At 44.6% G+C, this 16,488-nt stretch carries 13 protein-coding genes and 1 riboswitch; of the genes, 4 read left to right on the forward strand and 9 right to left on the reverse strand.

Features of this window, described 5'->3' with window-relative positions; genetic code table 11:
* Positions 1-165 precede the first annotated feature (165 nt).
* From FC98_RS10685 to lysA, 6 genes are read right to left on the reverse strand one after another with little or no spacing between them, the layout of a single operon-like run.
* Positions 166-1,353 carry an aminotransferase class I/II-fold pyridoxal phosphate-dependent enzyme gene (locus FC98_RS10685; protein ID WP_056949551.1) on the reverse strand — a complete coding sequence of 396 codons (1,188 nt, stop codon included), beginning with the start codon at positions 1,351-1,353 and terminating at the stop codon, positions 166-168.
* Between the two features lie 18 nt (positions 1,354-1,371).
* A complete protein-coding gene (gene dapB / locus FC98_RS10690; RefSeq protein ID WP_008858217.1) occupies positions 1,372-2,145 on the reverse strand; it encodes a 4-hydroxy-tetrahydrodipicolinate reductase in 774 nt (257 codons plus the stop codon).
* A gap of 32 nt (positions 2,146-2,177) precedes the next feature.
* Positions 2,178-3,083 carry a 4-hydroxy-tetrahydrodipicolinate synthase gene (gene dapA / locus FC98_RS10695; protein WP_054655830.1) on the reverse strand — a complete coding sequence of 302 codons (906 nt, stop codon included), beginning with the start codon at positions 3,081-3,083 and terminating at the stop codon, positions 2,178-2,180.
* 43 nt (positions 3,084-3,126) lie between these two features.
* Complete coding sequence (locus FC98_RS10700) at positions 3,127-4,278, reverse strand: N-acetyldiaminopimelate deacetylase (RefSeq protein ID WP_008858219.1); 1,152 nt, start codon at positions 4,276-4,278, stop codon at positions 3,127-3,129.
* Between the two features lie 4 nt (positions 4,279-4,282).
* Positions 4,283-4,993, reverse strand: a complete 711-nt coding sequence (gene dapD / locus FC98_RS10705; RefSeq protein ID WP_008858220.1) for a 2,3,4,5-tetrahydropyridine-2,6-dicarboxylate N-acetyltransferase — start codon at positions 4,991-4,993, stop codon at positions 4,283-4,285.
* A 28-nt stretch (positions 4,994-5,021) separates the two neighbouring features.
* A complete protein-coding gene (lysA, locus tag FC98_RS10710) occupies positions 5,022-6,329 on the reverse strand; it encodes a diaminopimelate decarboxylase (RefSeq protein WP_040471976.1) in 1,308 nt (435 codons plus the stop codon).
* Positions 6,330-6,658: 329 nt separating this feature from the next.
* Positions 6,659-6,838, reverse strand: a riboswitch (Lysine riboswitch).
* A gap of 400 nt (positions 6,839-7,238) precedes the next feature.
* Between lysA and FC98_RS10715 the strand changes: the two genes are divergently transcribed.
* From FC98_RS10715 to FC98_RS15410, 3 genes are all read left to right on the forward strand, one after another.
* Positions 7,239-8,609 (forward strand): aspartate kinase, encoded by a 1,371-nt coding sequence (locus FC98_RS10715; protein ID WP_054655828.1) that lies wholly within the window; start codon positions 7,239-7,241, stop codon positions 8,607-8,609.
* Between the two features lie 32 nt (positions 8,610-8,641).
* A complete protein-coding gene (dapF, locus tag FC98_RS10720; protein ID WP_008858225.1) occupies positions 8,642-9,631 on the forward strand; it encodes a diaminopimelate epimerase in 990 nt (329 codons plus the stop codon).
* Between the two features lie 587 nt (positions 9,632-10,218).
* Positions 10,219-10,395, forward strand: coding sequence for an AbrB/MazE/SpoVT family DNA-binding domain-containing protein (locus FC98_RS15410; protein WP_008858226.1), 177 nt, complete (start codon positions 10,219-10,221; stop codon positions 10,393-10,395).
* Between the two features lie 145 nt (positions 10,396-10,540).
* On the opposite strand, the gene FC98_RS10725 is transcribed toward FC98_RS15410, so the two are convergent.
* The 3 genes from FC98_RS10725 to FC98_RS10735 form a co-directional block, all read right to left on the reverse strand.
* Positions 10,541-11,788: a transposase gene (locus FC98_RS10725; RefSeq protein ID WP_235803619.1), complete on the reverse strand. Its 1,248-nt coding sequence runs from the start codon at positions 11,786-11,788 to the stop codon at positions 10,541-10,543.
* A 945-nt stretch (positions 11,789-12,733) separates the two neighbouring features.
* Positions 12,734-12,940, reverse strand: coding sequence for a hypothetical protein (locus FC98_RS10730; RefSeq protein WP_008857364.1), 207 nt, complete (start codon positions 12,938-12,940; stop codon positions 12,734-12,736).
* Positions 12,941-12,942: 2 nt separating this feature from the next.
* The gene (locus FC98_RS10735; protein WP_008857365.1) at positions 12,943-13,533 is read right to left on the reverse strand and encodes a hypothetical protein; all 591 of its coding nucleotides are present in this window, start codon (positions 13,531-13,533) and stop codon (positions 12,943-12,945) included.
* Between the two features lie 530 nt (positions 13,534-14,063).
* On the opposite strand from FC98_RS10735, the gene FC98_RS10740 reads away from it, so the two are divergent.
* Positions 14,064-16,424, forward strand: a complete 2,361-nt coding sequence (locus tag FC98_RS10740; protein ID WP_056949552.1) for an ATP-dependent DNA helicase — start codon at positions 14,064-14,066, stop codon at positions 16,422-16,424.
* Positions 16,425-16,488: the final 64 nt, after the last annotated feature.

Here is a 16,488-nt window from a genome sequence, read left to right on the forward strand (position 1 = left end):
AGAGGTGCTTATGTGGAGCTTTCTGCTTTGCACAGCTGTCCTAATAACAGTGAGCGGAGTCAGGCGGTTAGAAACTGGAATATAAGTCTCCTTGGCCAAGAATTCCCGGTTTTGGAATTTTTGGCCAAGGTGCTTATATGGAAGTTTCTGCCTGACGCAGCTGTCCTATTCAGCCAATTCCAACAAATATTGGTTCATCCGATCCATTGCCAGCTTAATGTCCTCATCGGCCGCCGCATACGAGAGTCGAATCCAGCCTTCACCACCAGGGCCAAATGCAGATCCTGGGGTGACGCCAACTTTGGCTTCTTTTGCTAACTTGGTCGCAAACGCCACTGACGTTTCGTTTATTGTACCAGGAATTTTGGCAAAAATGTAAAATGCGCCTTGCGGAAAGGCAATTTGCATTCCCATCCGCTTAAGCCGGTCAGCGATATAATCCCGACGCTTCTCATAAGTTGCCCGCATTGGAATCGGATCATCTAAACCATTTTTTAGGGCTTCGGCCGCCGCATACTGAGCTGGGTTAGAGGGAGCGGTTACGACAAAGGCATGCATCTTGGAAGCGTTGGTTATAAAGGCCTTAGGAGCTGCCAAATAACCAATCCGATATCCCGTCATCGCGTGGGACTTGGACAAGCCGTTAATTAAAATAGTTTGTTCAGGAAGCATGCTGGCAATTGAGTGATGTTCAATGCCATAAGTCAGTTCACAGTATATTTCATCAGCCAGAACATACATCTTATGCTGCGAAACAATATCCGCTAACGCCTTCAGTTGTGCTTCAGAATATTCAACTCCGGTTGGATTGGTTGGATAATTTAAAATAATTGCTTTAACACGATCGCCATTTTCATCCAGAGCTGCCTGTAGTTTTTCAGGGGTCAAAACAAAGCCATCGTTGGAAGTATCAATGGTGATCAATTCAGCGCCAGCTACCTTAATAATTGGAAAATATAAAGCAAAGGCTGGTGTTGGCACAATCACCTTGTCACCGGGATTCAGGAGCGTCGTCAGTGCCGAATAGATTGCTTCAGTGGCCCCAACGGTTACGATAACTTCAGAATCCGGATCATACTGAACGTCGGTCCGCTTTTGCAGATAATGGCTGATTGCTTCTCTCAGCTCAATGATCCCCTTTTGAGCAGAATAATGAGATTTATTTTCCTTAATGCTCTCAATGGCTGCTTGTTTGGCGTGTTCCGGCACGTCAAAATCGGGTTCACCAATTGTTAATTTGACAATCCCCGGAATAGACGAAATTTCTTGGTCGAACTCGCGAATTCCTGACGGCGCAACGGAAGCAACGTTCCCATTGACAATTCCTGAAAGTCTACTATCTAACTGTGGCATTGTTATCCTCCATCTAAATTACAGAATATTTTCTAACCCAAAAATTAATTGAGATGCTTTTGCGGCGTACGGCACCGCAATTTTAACCCCGCTCATAAAGGAAGCTCGGTCAAACGAGTCTTGGCGAATTGTTAACGCCTCACCCTTGCTGCCAAAGAGGACCTGTTCATGAGCAACATAGCCGGGCAAGCGAACCGAATGGATTTTGACACCATGGTAGTCACCGCCGCGGACCCCCTTCAACGTTTCTTCAGAAGCTGGGGCCTTCTTCTCCCCACGAGCTTCGCTGATCATCTGAGCCGTTGATAGGGCGGTCCCAGAAGGTGCGTCTAATTTGTCTTGGTGATGCATCTCGATAATCTCGGCGTCTGGCATGTATTTAGCAGCTTCCTTGGCGAACTTCATTAAGAGGACTGCTGAAATCCCGAAGTTCGGCGCGATGATACCACCGACCTGCTTATCAGCTGCTAATTGTTGTAATTGGGTTACCTGTTCTTCGCTTAAACCAGAAGTGCCAATCACTGGGTGAATCCCATGTTCAATCGCAAATTTAGTGTTTTCAAAAGCTGCCGCTGGAACGGTAAAATCAATCCAAACATCGGCATCAGTCTGAATATCACCCAATTTACTAAACAACTTCACGTTATCGCTTAGGCCCATCCCCTGCAGATGAACGGTATCGATTCCAGGATTATAGGCTGCAACCAATTCAAAATCATCAGTATTATCAATCATTTGAACGGTTTTTTGACCCATTGATCCCATAAATCCAGAAACTAGCACTTTGATCATCGGAAAAACTCCCTTTTAAATTAATTATTTGTTTAAACTCGAGCTTCACGCAGATTAATGTCTCTCAATTTCGGAACACCAAGTGCTTGAGCTAAGGTGGCTTCCTCGTCAGCGTTTAATGACAAGATTGGCAGTCGGCAATCACCGACGTTAAACCCATTAGCATTTAAAACTGCCTTGACGGGTGACGGTGATGGATACATAAATAATGCGGCCATTTTAGGGGTTAGATCCCGCATCAGCCGACCAGCAGCTTCAACGTTTCCAGCAGCGAGGTCGTCGTACATCTCGCGCATTTCGTTACCATAAATATGGCTGGCAACCGAAATCACCCCGTTAGCCCCCACCGTTTTAGCAAGCAATGCCTGGGCATCTTCGCCGGTATAAACATTAAAATCATCGGCAGTATGTTGCACTAAGTATTCTAAGTCGGCCATTGACCCACACTGCTTAACGCCAGCGATGTTGGGGTTCTTTGAGAGGGCAACGATCGTTTCTGGCGCCATCGTCACACCCGTTCTACCCGGAATATTATACATAATAATTGGAACCGGCGACTGCTTAGCAACCGTTGTAAAGTGGGCGATCATCCCGCGTTGGTTTGGTTTGTTATAGTATGGCACAACTACCAAGGCGTAATCAATCCCCGGAATTTGCCCAACTTCGGCAGTTAATTCAGCGGTTTGGCGGGTATTGTTGCTGCCGGTGCCGGCAATGATCGTCCCACGGCCAGCAACAATCTTGGCAAAGCGGGTATACAAGTCAATCTTCTCATCATGGCTCAAGGTTGGTGTTTCCCCAGTGGTCCCGCCAATAACAAAGCCCCGACTGCCAGTTTCAAAACAGTGGTTAGTCAACTGTTCCAATGCATCAAAGTTAATCTGCCCATCCGTTCCAAACGGGGTAATGATTGCTGTCATCATATCTGCATTAATCATAAAAAGTCCCAGCTTTCTTTAAATTACGTTTCATATTCAACACTTAGTCAGCCATCCGATGCTCTAGAAATCTTACAATTGAATTAATCCCCTTTGGAATAGCTGATTCCTTGGGGTTAAACGTGGCAGAGTGCAGCTGCGAATCATCATCGACGCCCAGCCAAAACATTGTGCCAGGGATCTTAGATAATAGGTAGCCAAAATCTTCCCCCGTCATCGCCGGCGCCGTTTCAACAAAAACCGTTTGCGGATCCTGTTTAGCAAATTCAATGAACCGCTTAGTCAGGGCATCCTTATTTTCTACTGGTAAATAGCCGCCCTGGTTAAACTGAATATCAACCTTAGCGCCATAACTCATAGCCACCCCGTTGGCAACCTGCTTGAGGCGCGCAACAATGTGTTCAATCATCTTTTGGGTCAGCCCGCGGATGGTCCCTTCAATTCTGGCCTGACCGGCAATGACGTTTCGAATCGTGCCAGCATCCAACTTACCAAAGGTGATCACACCACCTTCAATCGGATCCACGCTTCTTGAGACGATCGTTTGAACCTGGTTAATAAATTGAGCGGCTGCCACCACCATATCATTGGCATTTTGCGGATAAGCCGCGTGACCACTTTTACCAATCAAATCAACGTTAACCTCGGTAGTCCCGGCAAATAATGTTCCCATACGGCAGCCAATCGCCCCGGCTGGCAGATTCGGGTTATCGTGGAGCCCATAAAATTCATCTGGGCGCCATTTATCTTTAAAGACCCCTAACTCGTAAGCAACCTTACCGCCATTTTCGCTTTCCTCAGCCGGTTGAAAGAAAAAAATCAAGTTATCCTTTGGCTGATGGTCAGCAAAATAATCCAGAACGCCTAATGCCGTCGTCATGTGAATATCATGGCCACAGGCGTGCATCACACCAGGCGTTTTTGATGAAAATGGCAGGCCGGTCTGCTCGGTCACCGGCAGGGCATCGATATCGGTTCGATAACCGATCGTTCGCTGCGGGTCACTACCCTGCACATAAACCAATAAAGCCGTTGGTAAGTCCTTGATCTCTCTAATTTCAAGAAACTGCTGGTTCATTTCTTTAATCGTTGCCAACAAGTAATCGTGGGTTTTAAACTCATGCATTGCCAACTCAGGATATTCATGCAACTGACGGCGAATTTTAATTAATGCTTCCTTAGTAAGTTGAGCCATTTAATCACAGCTTTCTTAAGTCGTCTTCCAAACCAGTTTCTGAAGTTGTTTTCTCATCGACGTCCTTAACTTTGCGGGCAGGAACACCAGCAACAACCGTATGTGGGGCAACGTCCTTAGTGACAATTGAACCGGCCGCAACGACGGCACCCTCACCAACGTGGACGCCCTCGATGACCACGGCATTGGCGCCAACCAAGACGTTATCATCAATTTGAACCGGCTTAGCGGAAGCTGGCTCCACAACGCCAGCTAAAACTGCCCCAGCGCCAATGTGGGAATGCTTGCCAACGATGGCGCGGCCGCCCATGACAACTCCCATGTCGATCATGCTGTTATCACCAATTTCAGCACCAATGTTGATAATGGCGCCCATCATGATCACCGCGTTATTACCAATCGTGACATGATCACGGATGATCGCGCCGGGTTCAATTCGGGCGTTAATCTCTTTAACATCTAGTAGCGGTACCGCTGAGTTTCTGGAATTTGCTTCAATTTGGTAATCATCGATTTGACTTTGATGAGCTGCCAAAAATGGCTTAACGGCTTCCCAGTCGCCAAACAAAGTTGCCGTGTGGGTCTCTGCAAAGGCTTTAATGGTGTCAGGAAAGGTGATGTCGTTTATAGCACCCTTGATGTAAACCTTAACGGGCGTTTTCTTTTTTGCGTTACCTATAAAATCAATAATTTCTCTTGCGCTTAGTTGTGTCATGATGACCCCTCTTCGTAATGATTATTTCCTATCTTAGTGGTTGATCTAATGAAACTAAATCTGCAAACGTTTCTCGCTTAATGACGACTTGTGACTGCCCATTTTCAACAAACACAACGGCTGGCCTTGGATTACGGTTATAATTTGAAGCCATCGCATATCCATATGCACCGGTGGCTAGCATCGCCAACACATCCCCGGGCTTGGTTGCCGGTAGATCCTGCTTTTGAATCAAAATGTCACCCGATTCACAATACTTACCAGCTACCCGAACCGTTTCTTTGATGGGAGCTTTGGGATTGCTAGCTAAGACTGCCTCGTATTTTGCTTGGTAAAGAGCTGGCCGAATATTGTCCCCCATCCCACCATCAACAGTGACGTAGGAACGAATCCCCGGCACGTCTTTTCGACTACCAACCGTATATAAGTTATATCCGGCCGGCCCGGCGATTGAACGGCCCGGCTCAATCCACACGGCTGGCATTGGTAAGGACAATTCACCAACTCGTTTCTTGATTGCCTTGACAATCGCATCAACGAACATTTCCGGGGCAATTGGGTCATCTTCTTCGGTATAACGAATTCCAAAGCCACCGCCGACATTAACAACTTTGGCAACATAGCCAACTTCTTGATGCCATTGACCAAGGGTATCAATTAACTTGGTTGCGGCCATCTCAAATCCCTTGACTTCAAATATTTGGGAACCAATGTGGCAATGGATACCCAGCATGTTCATCCGTTTGTCCGCTAAAACCAAGTCCAATGCTTTTCGTGCCTGGCCGCTTTGAAGGTCAAACCCAAACTTACTGTCAACCTGCCCAGTTTGATCATATTCATGGGTATGCGCTGAAATTCCTGGCGTCACCCGCAACATCACGTTAATATGGGCATCCTTGTCTGTTAGGATTTGTTTTAACAAGGCAATTTCGTGAAAGTTATCAAGAATAATCACGCCAATTTGATGGTCAACCGCCATCTCAAGTTCGGCAACTGACTTATCGTTGCCATGAAAGCTAACGTGATCCATTGGAAAGCCCGCTTGAATTGCAGTATATAGCTCGCCGCCAGAAACGACGTCAATATGAGCATTTTCCTGGTTAACCAGTTGGAACATGGCAATGCAGGCAAAGGCTTTGCTAGCATAGCTAACGGCATAATCGACGCCATTATCATTGAAGACTTTTTGGAAATGGTGGATTTGATCCCGAATCGCTTTTACATCGTAAACAACTAATGGCGTCTTGTACTGCTTAACCAAATCCAGACTGTCAACACCACCAATTTCTAAATGATTGGCCTGATTAACTGGTAATTGATCAACTTGATTGCTCATATAAGGTTCCTCCGAATGTGTTTTAGTTAAATTTTTAAATGCCATGGAATTATGATGCGGGTGCTTAGCGCTTGGATATGGTTTTGTAAAAATAGTTAGCTCATGGATGGCTGGTTCTTGGAACATGAAGTCGGACCGCTCAACCAGGCAGAAGCTTGAGCATAGGCACCTTTAACAAAAATCCCAGAACCGGGGATTTCTGTTAAAGGAGACTTATACTCCAGCTTCTAATCGCCTAGTTCCGCACGCTACTAAAAAAGCCCCTTCATCTGGCGCTAGCCAAACAAAGAGACTCAGAATTTTATAATCATACTAAATATTCTTTATCAATTGTCGTTAGCGCCCCGCTACGCATTCCCGCAGCGACAGTCCATAGCCTCTTAAGCTAAGTCCCAGCGCGCCAGGGGCTACCTCCCTTGGTGCTTCGGCAACCGCCCCTTTTGCCAGCTTCAAAGTCCAAGTAGGAACTCCACTGGTTACTGATGTTGGTTGCAACCTCTAATGATTTAATTGTCATAATTCTATAATGTTTCTCATAAAGTGTCAACTGTTTGTGGAAATTTATGCAGAATGGTGCGTGAATACTAGATGTACAATAGAATTGAAAAAGTTAAATTGTAATACTGCACAAAATTTTTTTGTTGGTTTTGGGGATGGGTTTGGTGGTTGGGTTGTTTTTTATGTAGATTAGGACCGCTGCGCAAAGCAGAAGTCTGCATCTAAGCTAACCCAATCAAAAATCCCAAGCCCGGGGATTTCCGATTGGGTCAACTTAGACTCCGACTTCTAACCGCTTTGCTCCGCTCACTCTTGCTCTTGCAAATTTATCCATAAATGCTAGAATTCGGTTTAACGATTTCTAATCGAATTGTTAATTAATGGGAATATCCAGGGAGTGGAGATTAAGTTATGAAAGTTGTAAAGTTTGGGGGCAGTTCGCTTGCGGACGCCGCCCACGTCGAAAAAGTGATTCAGATTGTGCAAGCTGATTCTGATCGAAAAGTGATCGTCACCTCTGCACCAGGCAAACGTTTTTCCGGTGACACCAAGGTAACTGACCTATTAATCAACTACGCCAAGGCAACCTTAGCCGGCAATAATGATCCCAAATATGTGGCTGCCATTTTTGCCCGCTATGAAGAAATTGGGAAAGGCTTCGGGGTTGCCGCTGGGATTCTTGCGGACATTAAAGCAAAACTAGTTGCATTACCCAATCAGCCTTACCCTAACGATGACTACTTAATGGCTGCTTTTAAGGCCCACGGCGAACGTCTAAACGCTGAATTATTTGCAGCTTGCCTGCGTCAATCCGGTACCAAAGCACGGTTTGTCGATCCAAAGGAAGCCGGCATTTTGCTAAGTGACGACCCCAATCAAGCATCCGTACTGGAGAAAACTTACACAAACCTCAGCAAGATTAAGTTGGGTGATGAAAAACTGGTCTTCCCCGGGTTCTTTGGGTTCACCAAAATGGGCAACATTGCCACCTTTGCCCGTGGTGGTTCTGACATCACTGGCTCAATTCTTGCCCGCGGCTTGAACGCCTCACTGTATGAAAACTTCACTGACGTGGACGCAATTTTCGCTGCCAACCCCAAAATTGTTGACCATCCCCTCCCCATTACAAAGATGTCTTTTCGGGAAATGCGGGAATTGTCGTACGCTGGCTTTTCAGTCTTTAACGACGAAGCAATCATTCCTGCCATCCAGGGCCAAGTCCCAATTAACGTCAAGAACACGAATAATCCAGACCTGCCAGGAACCTTGATTGTCCCTGAAAAAGACGTGACTCCTACCAGGCCCATCACCGGCATTGCGGGCTCTAACCGATTTGCCGCGCTTTATCTTCACCGCTACTTGCTAAACAAACAAGTTGGCTTCACCCTTAAGATTTTAAATATTTTATACAAATACGGCGTTTCCTACGAACATATGCCCTCAGGAATTGATGATTTGACCATTATCTTCGACCGTAACCAACTGGATACTGACACGATTCACAAGATGTGTGCGGACATCCAACGGACCCTAAATCCAGATACTTTAGAATGGATTGATGATTATGCAATCATTATGGTTGTCGGTGAGGGAATGCGTGCTAAAATTGGTACTATTGAGAACATTATTCGTCCCCTTGCGCAACATGGCATCGCTGTTCATATGATCAACCAAGGTGCATCACGGATTTCAATCATGTTAGGAACTCGCGAGTCGGATGCCGATGATGCTGTCAAAGATATTTATCAGCATTTTTTCAGCAACGCAGAACTAAAAGTTTAACGAAATTAGTTTCTAAATTGGAGGAACACACGATGGTTCAGTTATTAAAGGTCCACGGATCACAAAACCAATTTTTTATTCTTGATCAAACCCAGCTCAAAAACAAGCTGTCAGATCAGGAACGAATTGCCCTGGCAAAGCACATTACGGATAAAGACGCCGGCTTATTGCACGGCGCTGATGGCCTGTTAGTTATTGACGACTCAGACCATGATGGCACCCTAGGCAGTATGGAAGTCATCAACACCGACGGCAGCATCGCTTCAATGTGTGGTAATGGTCTTCGCACCGTTTCTCGCTACCTAGCGGAGAAGTACGGCAAGGATGAATTCAAGGTTCAAACTCAAGATAGTGACCTGGCAGTTCATAAAGAAGCTGACCTGGCGAATGGTGTCCCAACGTTTAGCGTTGAAATTTCGCCTGTATCCTTCAACAAGGAGTCATTGCCATTCGATAACTTGGGAGCAGATCAAATTATTAATCAACCCATTCCTGAATTTGGCGTTGGGGTTCGCTTTACCGCAATTGCCGTCCCTAATCCCCATTTAATCGGCTTTGGTAACTTCAAGACGATGAAACCAGATGGCTTAAAGGTTTTGGGATCGATGCTAAATAATAAAAATAAATTCTTTCCAGATGGCGTCAACGTCAGCTTTGCAGAAATTCAAGGACCAAATACCTTGTTTGTTCAAACATTTGAACGGGGCGTTGGCCTGACAAACGCTTGTGGCACTGGCATGTCAGCAGCCAGCTTAGCCTTTTGCATAAACCGGCCAGAATTAGCAAAATTTGACGAGCTGATCACCGTTTATAATCCAGGCGGTATGGTTAAGACCCGGGTCCATGATGATAATGACCAATACACAATCGACTTAATTGGTAACGCCACGTTTACTCACAAAGTTGAAATTTCGGAAGATGCTTTGCATAGTAATGACTTAGACGATGCAACTGTGACTGAAACGGGTGAACAGGCCGCCTATGAAACCTTTGTGGGTGGATTGGATAATGGTAGGTTCTAAACGGTCAGAGTGCGGAACCAAGCGGTTAGAGACTGGAGCCTAAGTTTTCTTCACCAGAAATCCCGGGCTTAGATTTTTGGTGGAAAAGACTTAGGTGCAAGTCTCTGCTTGGTGGAGCACGTTTTCTCTATGTTAAAAGCGGAAATTCCCGGGTTTGGAATTTTTGATCGAGGTGCTTATGTGGAGGTTTCTGCCTGACGCAGCTGTCCTAATAAGTGAACTGAGCAAAACCAATTCAAATTATTAATTCTTAAAACAAAATTAGCACAGGAGCATCAATGACGTCTCAATTCTTATCGTCACTGGTGTTCTTGTGCTTTTATGTATGATGTATTACTGCCATAAATTGATTATAAGCAGTAAACTTAACTCACGTGAATAAAAATTTTGCACCCAGAAAAGAACTTCACTCACTAATTGTCTGAGTCAGCTGTGAATGTTATTAATTAGATAGGCAATGAGGAACGGATGAATATTGATTTAAGTACGTATTATCTTAAAATATTTAATGCAAGTAGGTTGCCTTGATGTGGAAGTAAGTTCATACGAAAAAAATAAGAAGGTGAAAGTAAGTATTATCTATCGGGATGACACTTTCGCCAAGCAAAATTAAAGTTCCGGTTTTCAGTAAGACTGTAAAAGTTTCTACTAAGGGTCAGTTTGTAATTCCTGTTGAAGTTCGCAATTGTTTACAATTACGAGGCGGTGATAAAATTCTGGTTACTCTAAATAGCAATAATGAAGTTGTTGTCAACCACTCCTGAATAAATTTAGGAGCTTGTGAGAATAACCCTTCACGGTGTCACGACCACAATTTGCTTAGATACAGCGATTGCCTGCCAGCAGGTCTTACGTGCTAATTACCAAAGCCTTTAATGTCCGCAGGTTGCCAGACGGACAAAGCGATTTTCAAGCTGTGATTCCTTTTGCTAAGATGTTTTGGGCGGCGTTATGGTCCCGCATATGGTGGCTATCGCAGGCCGGGCAAGTCCATTCACGGTCGGCCAAGGAAAGTTTCTGCGTATCGCCACTTCCCATAATGAAGTCACAGTTATAACAGGTTTGGGTGGTATTCCGCGGATTAACGGTGACAAACCTTTTGCCGTACAGCGCCGCTTTATAGGTCAACATACCTAAAAATGTTCGCCAACCAACATCACTAATACTCATTGCTAACGCGTGGTTTCGTAACAGATTTTTGCTACGCAACTCTTCGGCAACAACCAAATCGTGGTTCTTGATCAGTGTTGTTGAGACGAGGTGGAGAAAATTATTACGGCGATTAGCAATTTGACGCTGAATAGCGGCCACCACCGCGCGTTGCTTCTGATAGTTCTTGGCATCGCGCAATTGTCGGTGTTCTTTCTTGGCGAGTAATCCTCGGCGTGACAACTTCCGTTGGGCTCGGGCCAATTTACCCTTAACTGATCGATAATAACGAGGATTCGCAATAACGTTACCATTGGAATCCGTCAGGAAGTTATCCGTATTCAGGTCAATCCCAATGGACGTCTGCGCCTTACTAGCCGTTTGAACGACGAATGAATGTTGCGAAGCCAGTTGCAAGGAAACGTAATACCGCCCCGTGGCATCCATGGAAATGGTGACAGTTCCAATCCGAATCCCCGGTTTCCGGGCCAGTAATTTTGCCGGCATACCCCGGAAGCGCAACCGCCCAAGCTTGGGGAGCTGAATATGCTGGTGATCAAGCAGGCGGACACTTCCATTAGTCATGCCCGGGTGCTTCACTTTTGCTGGGTACAGACAGGAAGTTTGATACTTTTGTTCAGTTCGTTTGCGATGAAAAACTGGCGTGCCGGCTTGATGAACTGTGCGGAACATTTTCCAGGCCCGCCGATAGTTTTTGATGGCATTGGCTTTCATCAAACTATCCAAATCTTTGTCATTCAACCAACCATGGCTATTCGAGATGCCGGTTGCCGGATTTTTAAGGCGCTGTTCCAGGGTTTGGATGCGTTGCTGCACAATTCCGATCGGGATCTTAACCTGTTTCAACTGATACAGTTCGCGATTCAGGCCGTTCATTTCGTTGTAAATGAAGCGGCTAGCGTCACTGTTGCATTTGATCAACCGCTTTTGTTGATTGGAGGGGAAAATGCGGACCTTTACCCCGTAATGGTATGGGAGCTGCGCCATTGTTTGACTCACGTAGCTTTCACCTCCTAAACATGTTATCCTAATTATATCATATGAGAAGATCATTAATGATAACATTGTCTATGAATGGGGCGATGGGAGGATAACCTATGAGTAATAAAAAGCAACCTTTGGCTGAAGACATTTCGGTAATATGAGCAAAGAAGTGGTCGAACGGTATATTGACGACCAGCGTAATCGATGATGACCAGGCTCTTCAGTGTTAGCTATGGGCATTCATCTCCCTGGTTGAAACCAGGAGATTTCTGCCGAATTTTTAATTAAAAAAGGTTCCCTCAGCTAACGACTGGTGGCAACTGTTTAAAAACGTTCCAGTTGAAAGGGTTGACTTAGACGAAAATGGGCACTATGATCCCAAAAAATCGCCAAACTTTGACAACTGGATGCGGAATGGTTAATGGTACAATGTAGCTCAATGGACATTTTCATTGCTCAGGTTCCCTTCACCGACGAAGATCAAGTAAAAGTCTGACCAGCCCTGGTACTGGGTCTAAATAACAACTATGTAATATTGCTAAAAATAACTTCTAAATATCAGAACAAATCGTCATCCAACCGACAATATTACTATAAGATTATGGATTGGCAACAGGCTAATCTATCGGCTCCTTCTTATATTGATGTTCATCAACAATACGCTGTTAGTCAGAAGCAAATTTTAAGCCACCAACCGATTGGTAAACTGACCACAGTGGATGTCGTTCACTTAAATGAGTTTGTCCAGAAGCTTAGACAAGCTAAATTACTATAAGAAATTCTAAGTGCTACTCTATGATGAGTAGCTTTTTTGCATCAAAAATTTCTTCATGTTTTTAACAAATGGTAGTTCTAATGGAAAGAACCTGATCACTGCTTACAGGCAATTCGAAAAGATTCTAATTAAATTGTGGTTGTTCTCCCTTGCATAGATTAGAATCGCTCCATTCACTCTTTTTTCCACACTTCTGCCACCAACTGATTTGCCATCACCTTACATATCAGCTCAATCAATTGGTCCTGCATATACTTTGTCGCGTCAAAATCAACCGGGTGGCCGTTGACTTTTGTGAGCTTTAGCTTGTCCGTTTCAATTTTGATATTATACTTCGCAAATGTCTCGACAATCGCGCGCAGTTTGTGTTCGTTCATCATGCTTACTGGCCTCCTAATCGCAACTTAAGCCGCCATTCGTCTTGGCGCACTTGATTTTCCTTCACACGCAAATCCATATATGGCGTTACTGCTAGCAAAAAATCCTTAACCTGCTCATAATGCTGCTTACTGGAAAAATAATGGTTGGCTTTTCTTTGGGAGAGCTTATCAATTTTTGCCTGTAATTCTGCAAGATAATGTTCAACCAGCTGAATTGTATTTTCACGGATACTTGCAATCTGGGCAATCTTTTCATCCATAGGATCTTCAATTTCCAATTCCTCGGCTAACCTAAAATCATTCAACCGTTTAGAATCAACGTTCAACAACTCAATTTCGTTATTTGAAACGACCTTCTCAAATTCATCAATGTTAGTTTTAACCAAATAACCAGGTAAATCACCATTAGCCTTTACCAGTAACTGAGCCGTTCTGGTAATACCATCGCCAAATTTAATATGGATAACAAAATTCTTTTTACCAATATAATTAACGTTATCCAAAATCAATTGCGGATTGTTTGTCACTACGGGTCCTAGCGCGAAATATTTAGTATGTTTAATTGTCAAAATTTGTCCAAAATGAGGTTCCATGGCTATCTCCTAAAAAATAAGTGAGCGGAACAAAGCGTTAGAGATCGGAGAGTAAGTCTCCGCTACCAGGAATCCCCGAGCTTGGGATTTTTGGTAGTGGTGCTTACGCGCAGATCTCTGCTTTGCGCAGCTGTCCTGTTAAGTGAGCGGAGCAGAGCGATTAGAAGTCGGAGCATAAGTCTCCTCGGGTGGAAATCCCTGGGCTTGGGATTTTTACCCGAGGTGCTTATGTGCAGACTTCTGCTCTGTGCAGCTGTCCTAACAAGCAAAAAAGTCAATAAGTTCATTGTATAACGCACCAATTCTCATGTACATCTTCTTTTCAGGCTGGAGCTCAATTAGATATCAAGTATAATGGAAATTAGTGAGCGAAACAAAGCGCTTAGAAAGCGGAGCCTAAGTGACTCCTGTCGAAAGCCGTGGTTTTCGGCTTTTGGCAGGAGTGGCTTAGGTGCAGTTTTCTGCTTTGCGCAGCTGTCCTATAATAGCAAAAAACGAGCTTCAACAAACGTAGATTGGAAGGAGAAAGCATGGCTGTTCATCAAATTGGCATTCGCGAACTAGTTGAATTTTTACTGCGGACCGGCGACCTTAGTCCAGTTGTTACTAGCGAAAACACCGCCCAAGAAGGCAGCCGGATTCACCGAAAAATCCAACGAAGCCGCCCCACAACTTATCAATCAGAGGTTGCCCTCAAAACGACTATTAAGTATGAAAACGATGATTACGTCATTAGTGGACGTGCGGACGGTATTGATAACCATGATGACAAGGTCCTAATCGAAGAAATCAAGACCTCCGACTTAGAATACGATACAATCCCACAGTCCACATTGACGCTGTATTGGGGCCAGGTTAAAGTTTATGCCTACATCGTCATGCATGATCAGCAGCTCGATTCGCTCGCCATGCAGCTCACTTACGTCCAAACGCCCGATGAACTCATTACCACTAAGCAGCAAACCATTACAAAGGATGAGGCCGATGACTTTTTTAACAACCTCATCAAGGAATATGAAGGATGGATTAAGCTGCGTCGTGAGCTTGACGATCGCCGGGTATCATCTTCAAAGCAGCTCAAATTTCCATTTGAAAATTACCGGCCAGGCCAGCATCTTTTAGCTACTAACGTCTATAAAGCAATCATGCTGGAAAAGCACCTATTTGTTGAAGCCCCAACTGGTACTGGCAAAACCATTTCAACTCTTTTCCCAGCCATTAAATCAATGGGTGAACAACTTATCAGCCGGATTTTTTATTTTACCGCCAAGCAAAGCACCCGTCACGTCGCCGAGAACACGATCGCGATTATGAGCAAAACGGGCCTCAACTTGAAGAGTATCACCCTCACTGCTAAGGATAAAATCACCTTTCCAGAAGAAAAAGACGTCCCCCCAGAGGAAAATCCCTACATGGTTGGCTACTACGATCGCGTCCGCCCTGCCATTAAGGATTTAATTGAACACGTCGATCAAATCACCAAGGAAACCATCCAGCAATACGCAAAAAAGCATACCGTGGATCCATTTGAATATTCACTAGACGTCAGCTTATTTTGTGACGTGATTATCTGTGATTACAATTACTTATTTGACCCACAAGTCCACCTTCAACGCTTTTTCTCTCTACCCGATAAGCAAAACTGCTTTTTGATCGATGAAGTTCATAACCTCGTCCAACGATCGCGGGAGATGTATTCTGCAACCCTACAATCAGGGCCAATCGACCCGCTGCTTAAACTGCTTGCCCATAACAAAGCGGCTAACGCAAAGGTTATCAGCAAGCTCAAATCGTTGAAACGCTCGTTTAAGCGCTACAGTAAAGACACTGCGGCAACCGTTGACAAGCAAATTGCTCAACTTGCGCCGCTCGATAATTTTAATAAGACACTAGGAGACTTAATTGAAGTAACCCATCAGTGGCTTGCAACCCAGCCACCAAGCGATACAGTCGACGCAGTGGTCGATTATTATTTCCAATGTCGCAGCTATTACTTAATTAGCCAATTTTACGATGACACCTACCGCACCCGAATCATCATTGACGGCAACCAAATCAGCTTTCGACAATTTTGCATGGATCCTAGTAATCAGCTCAAGGAAAGCCTCAACCTGGGACGAGCGGCGATTTTATTTTCAGCCACGCTCAGCCCAATCAACTATTACCAACGGGTCTTGGGCAATGAAGCTGATAGTCTTTGCATGATTTCTGACTCATCGTTTCCACCAAAAAACTGTCAGGTGATTATCGCCAATAATATCAATACCCGCTACGCCAACCGGCAAAATAGTGTTGAGCCAATTTGTGATACAATTTATACGATGATTTCACAACAAACTGGTCATTACCTGGTCTTTTTCCCGTCAATGACTTATCTGAATTTGGTATTAAACCAATTTGTGACTAGCCATCCAGATATTACCGTCCTCAATCAAAAACCAGACATGGACAACGCCGCCCGTCAAGATTTTCTCGACCAATTTCGAAATGCGGATGGCCAAACTAAGGTCGGCTTCGCCTTACTTGGCGGAATTTTTTCTGAAGGAATTGACCTTAAAAATGATGCCCTCATTGGCGTTGGCATCGTCAGTGTTGGCCTTCCAGGAATCAATGCTGAATCCGATTTAATCCGTGACTATTTCGACCAACTCAACGGTCAGGGATTTTCATTTGCCTACCAATTGCCCGGTTTTAATAACGTTAGTCAAGCCGCTGGCCGGGTAATCCGTACCGATGACGATAAGGGCGTGATTGTACTGATGGATCAACGTTTCAACCAAACGCGTTATCGACAAATTTTCCCTAAAAATTGGCAAAACATCAAGGTCTCAAACACAACCCCCCAGTTAAAAAATCTACTACAATCATTCTGGAAAAACGGGAATGTTTAGGGATTGTCAGCCAGGTTTCAGCTTGGTTGTATTTTTGTTTGGGTGTATACTGATATCGCTGTTC

This window comes from Lentilactobacillus kisonensis DSM 19906 = JCM 15041 (assembly GCF_001434135.1).
Lineage (GTDB): Bacteria > Bacillota > Bacilli > Lactobacillales > Lactobacillaceae > Lentilactobacillus > Lentilactobacillus kisonensis.

Excerpts from the sequence above, each read along its gene's own strand:
- FC98_RS10685 (WP_056949551.1), bottom strand. The coding sequence starts at position 1,353 with ATGCCACAGTTAGATAGTAGACTTTCAGGAATTGTCAATGGGAACGTT.
- dapB (WP_008858217.1), bottom strand. The coding sequence starts at position 2,145 with ATGATCAAAGTGCTAGTTTCTGGATTTATGGGATCAATGGGTCAAAAA.
- dapA (WP_054655830.1), bottom strand. The coding sequence starts at position 3,083 with ATGATTAATGCAGATATGATGACAGCAATCATTACCCCGTTTGGAACG.
- FC98_RS10700 (WP_008858219.1), bottom strand. The coding sequence starts at position 4,278 with ATGGCTCAACTTACTAAGGAAGCATTAATTAAAATTCGCCGTCAGTTG.
- dapD (WP_008858220.1), bottom strand. The coding sequence starts at position 4,993 with ATGACACAACTAAGCGCAAGAGAAATTATTGATTTTATAGGTAACGCA.
- lysA (WP_040471976.1), bottom strand. The coding sequence starts at position 6,329 with ATGAGCAATCAAGTTGATCAATTACCAGTTAATCAGGCCAATCATTTA.
- FC98_RS10715 (WP_054655828.1), top strand. The coding sequence starts at position 7,239 with ATGAAAGTTGTAAAGTTTGGGGGCAGTTCGCTTGCGGACGCCGCCCAC.
- dapF (WP_008858225.1), top strand. The coding sequence starts at position 8,642 with ATGGTTCAGTTATTAAAGGTCCACGGATCACAAAACCAATTTTTTATT.
- FC98_RS15410 (WP_008858226.1), top strand. The coding sequence starts at position 10,219 with ATGACACTTTCGCCAAGCAAAATTAAAGTTCCGGTTTTCAGTAAGACT.
- FC98_RS10725 (WP_235803619.1), bottom strand. The coding sequence starts at position 11,788 with ATGGCGCAGCTCCCATACCATTACGGGGTAAAGGTCCGCATTTTCCCC.
- FC98_RS10730 (WP_008857364.1), bottom strand. The coding sequence starts at position 12,940 with ATGATGAACGAACACAAACTGCGCGCGATTGTCGAGACATTTGCGAAG.
- FC98_RS10735 (WP_008857365.1), bottom strand. The coding sequence starts at position 13,533 with ATGGAACCTCATTTTGGACAAATTTTGACAATTAAACATACTAAATAT.
- FC98_RS10740 (WP_056949552.1), top strand. The coding sequence starts at position 14,064 with ATGGCTGTTCATCAAATTGGCATTCGCGAACTAGTTGAATTTTTACTG.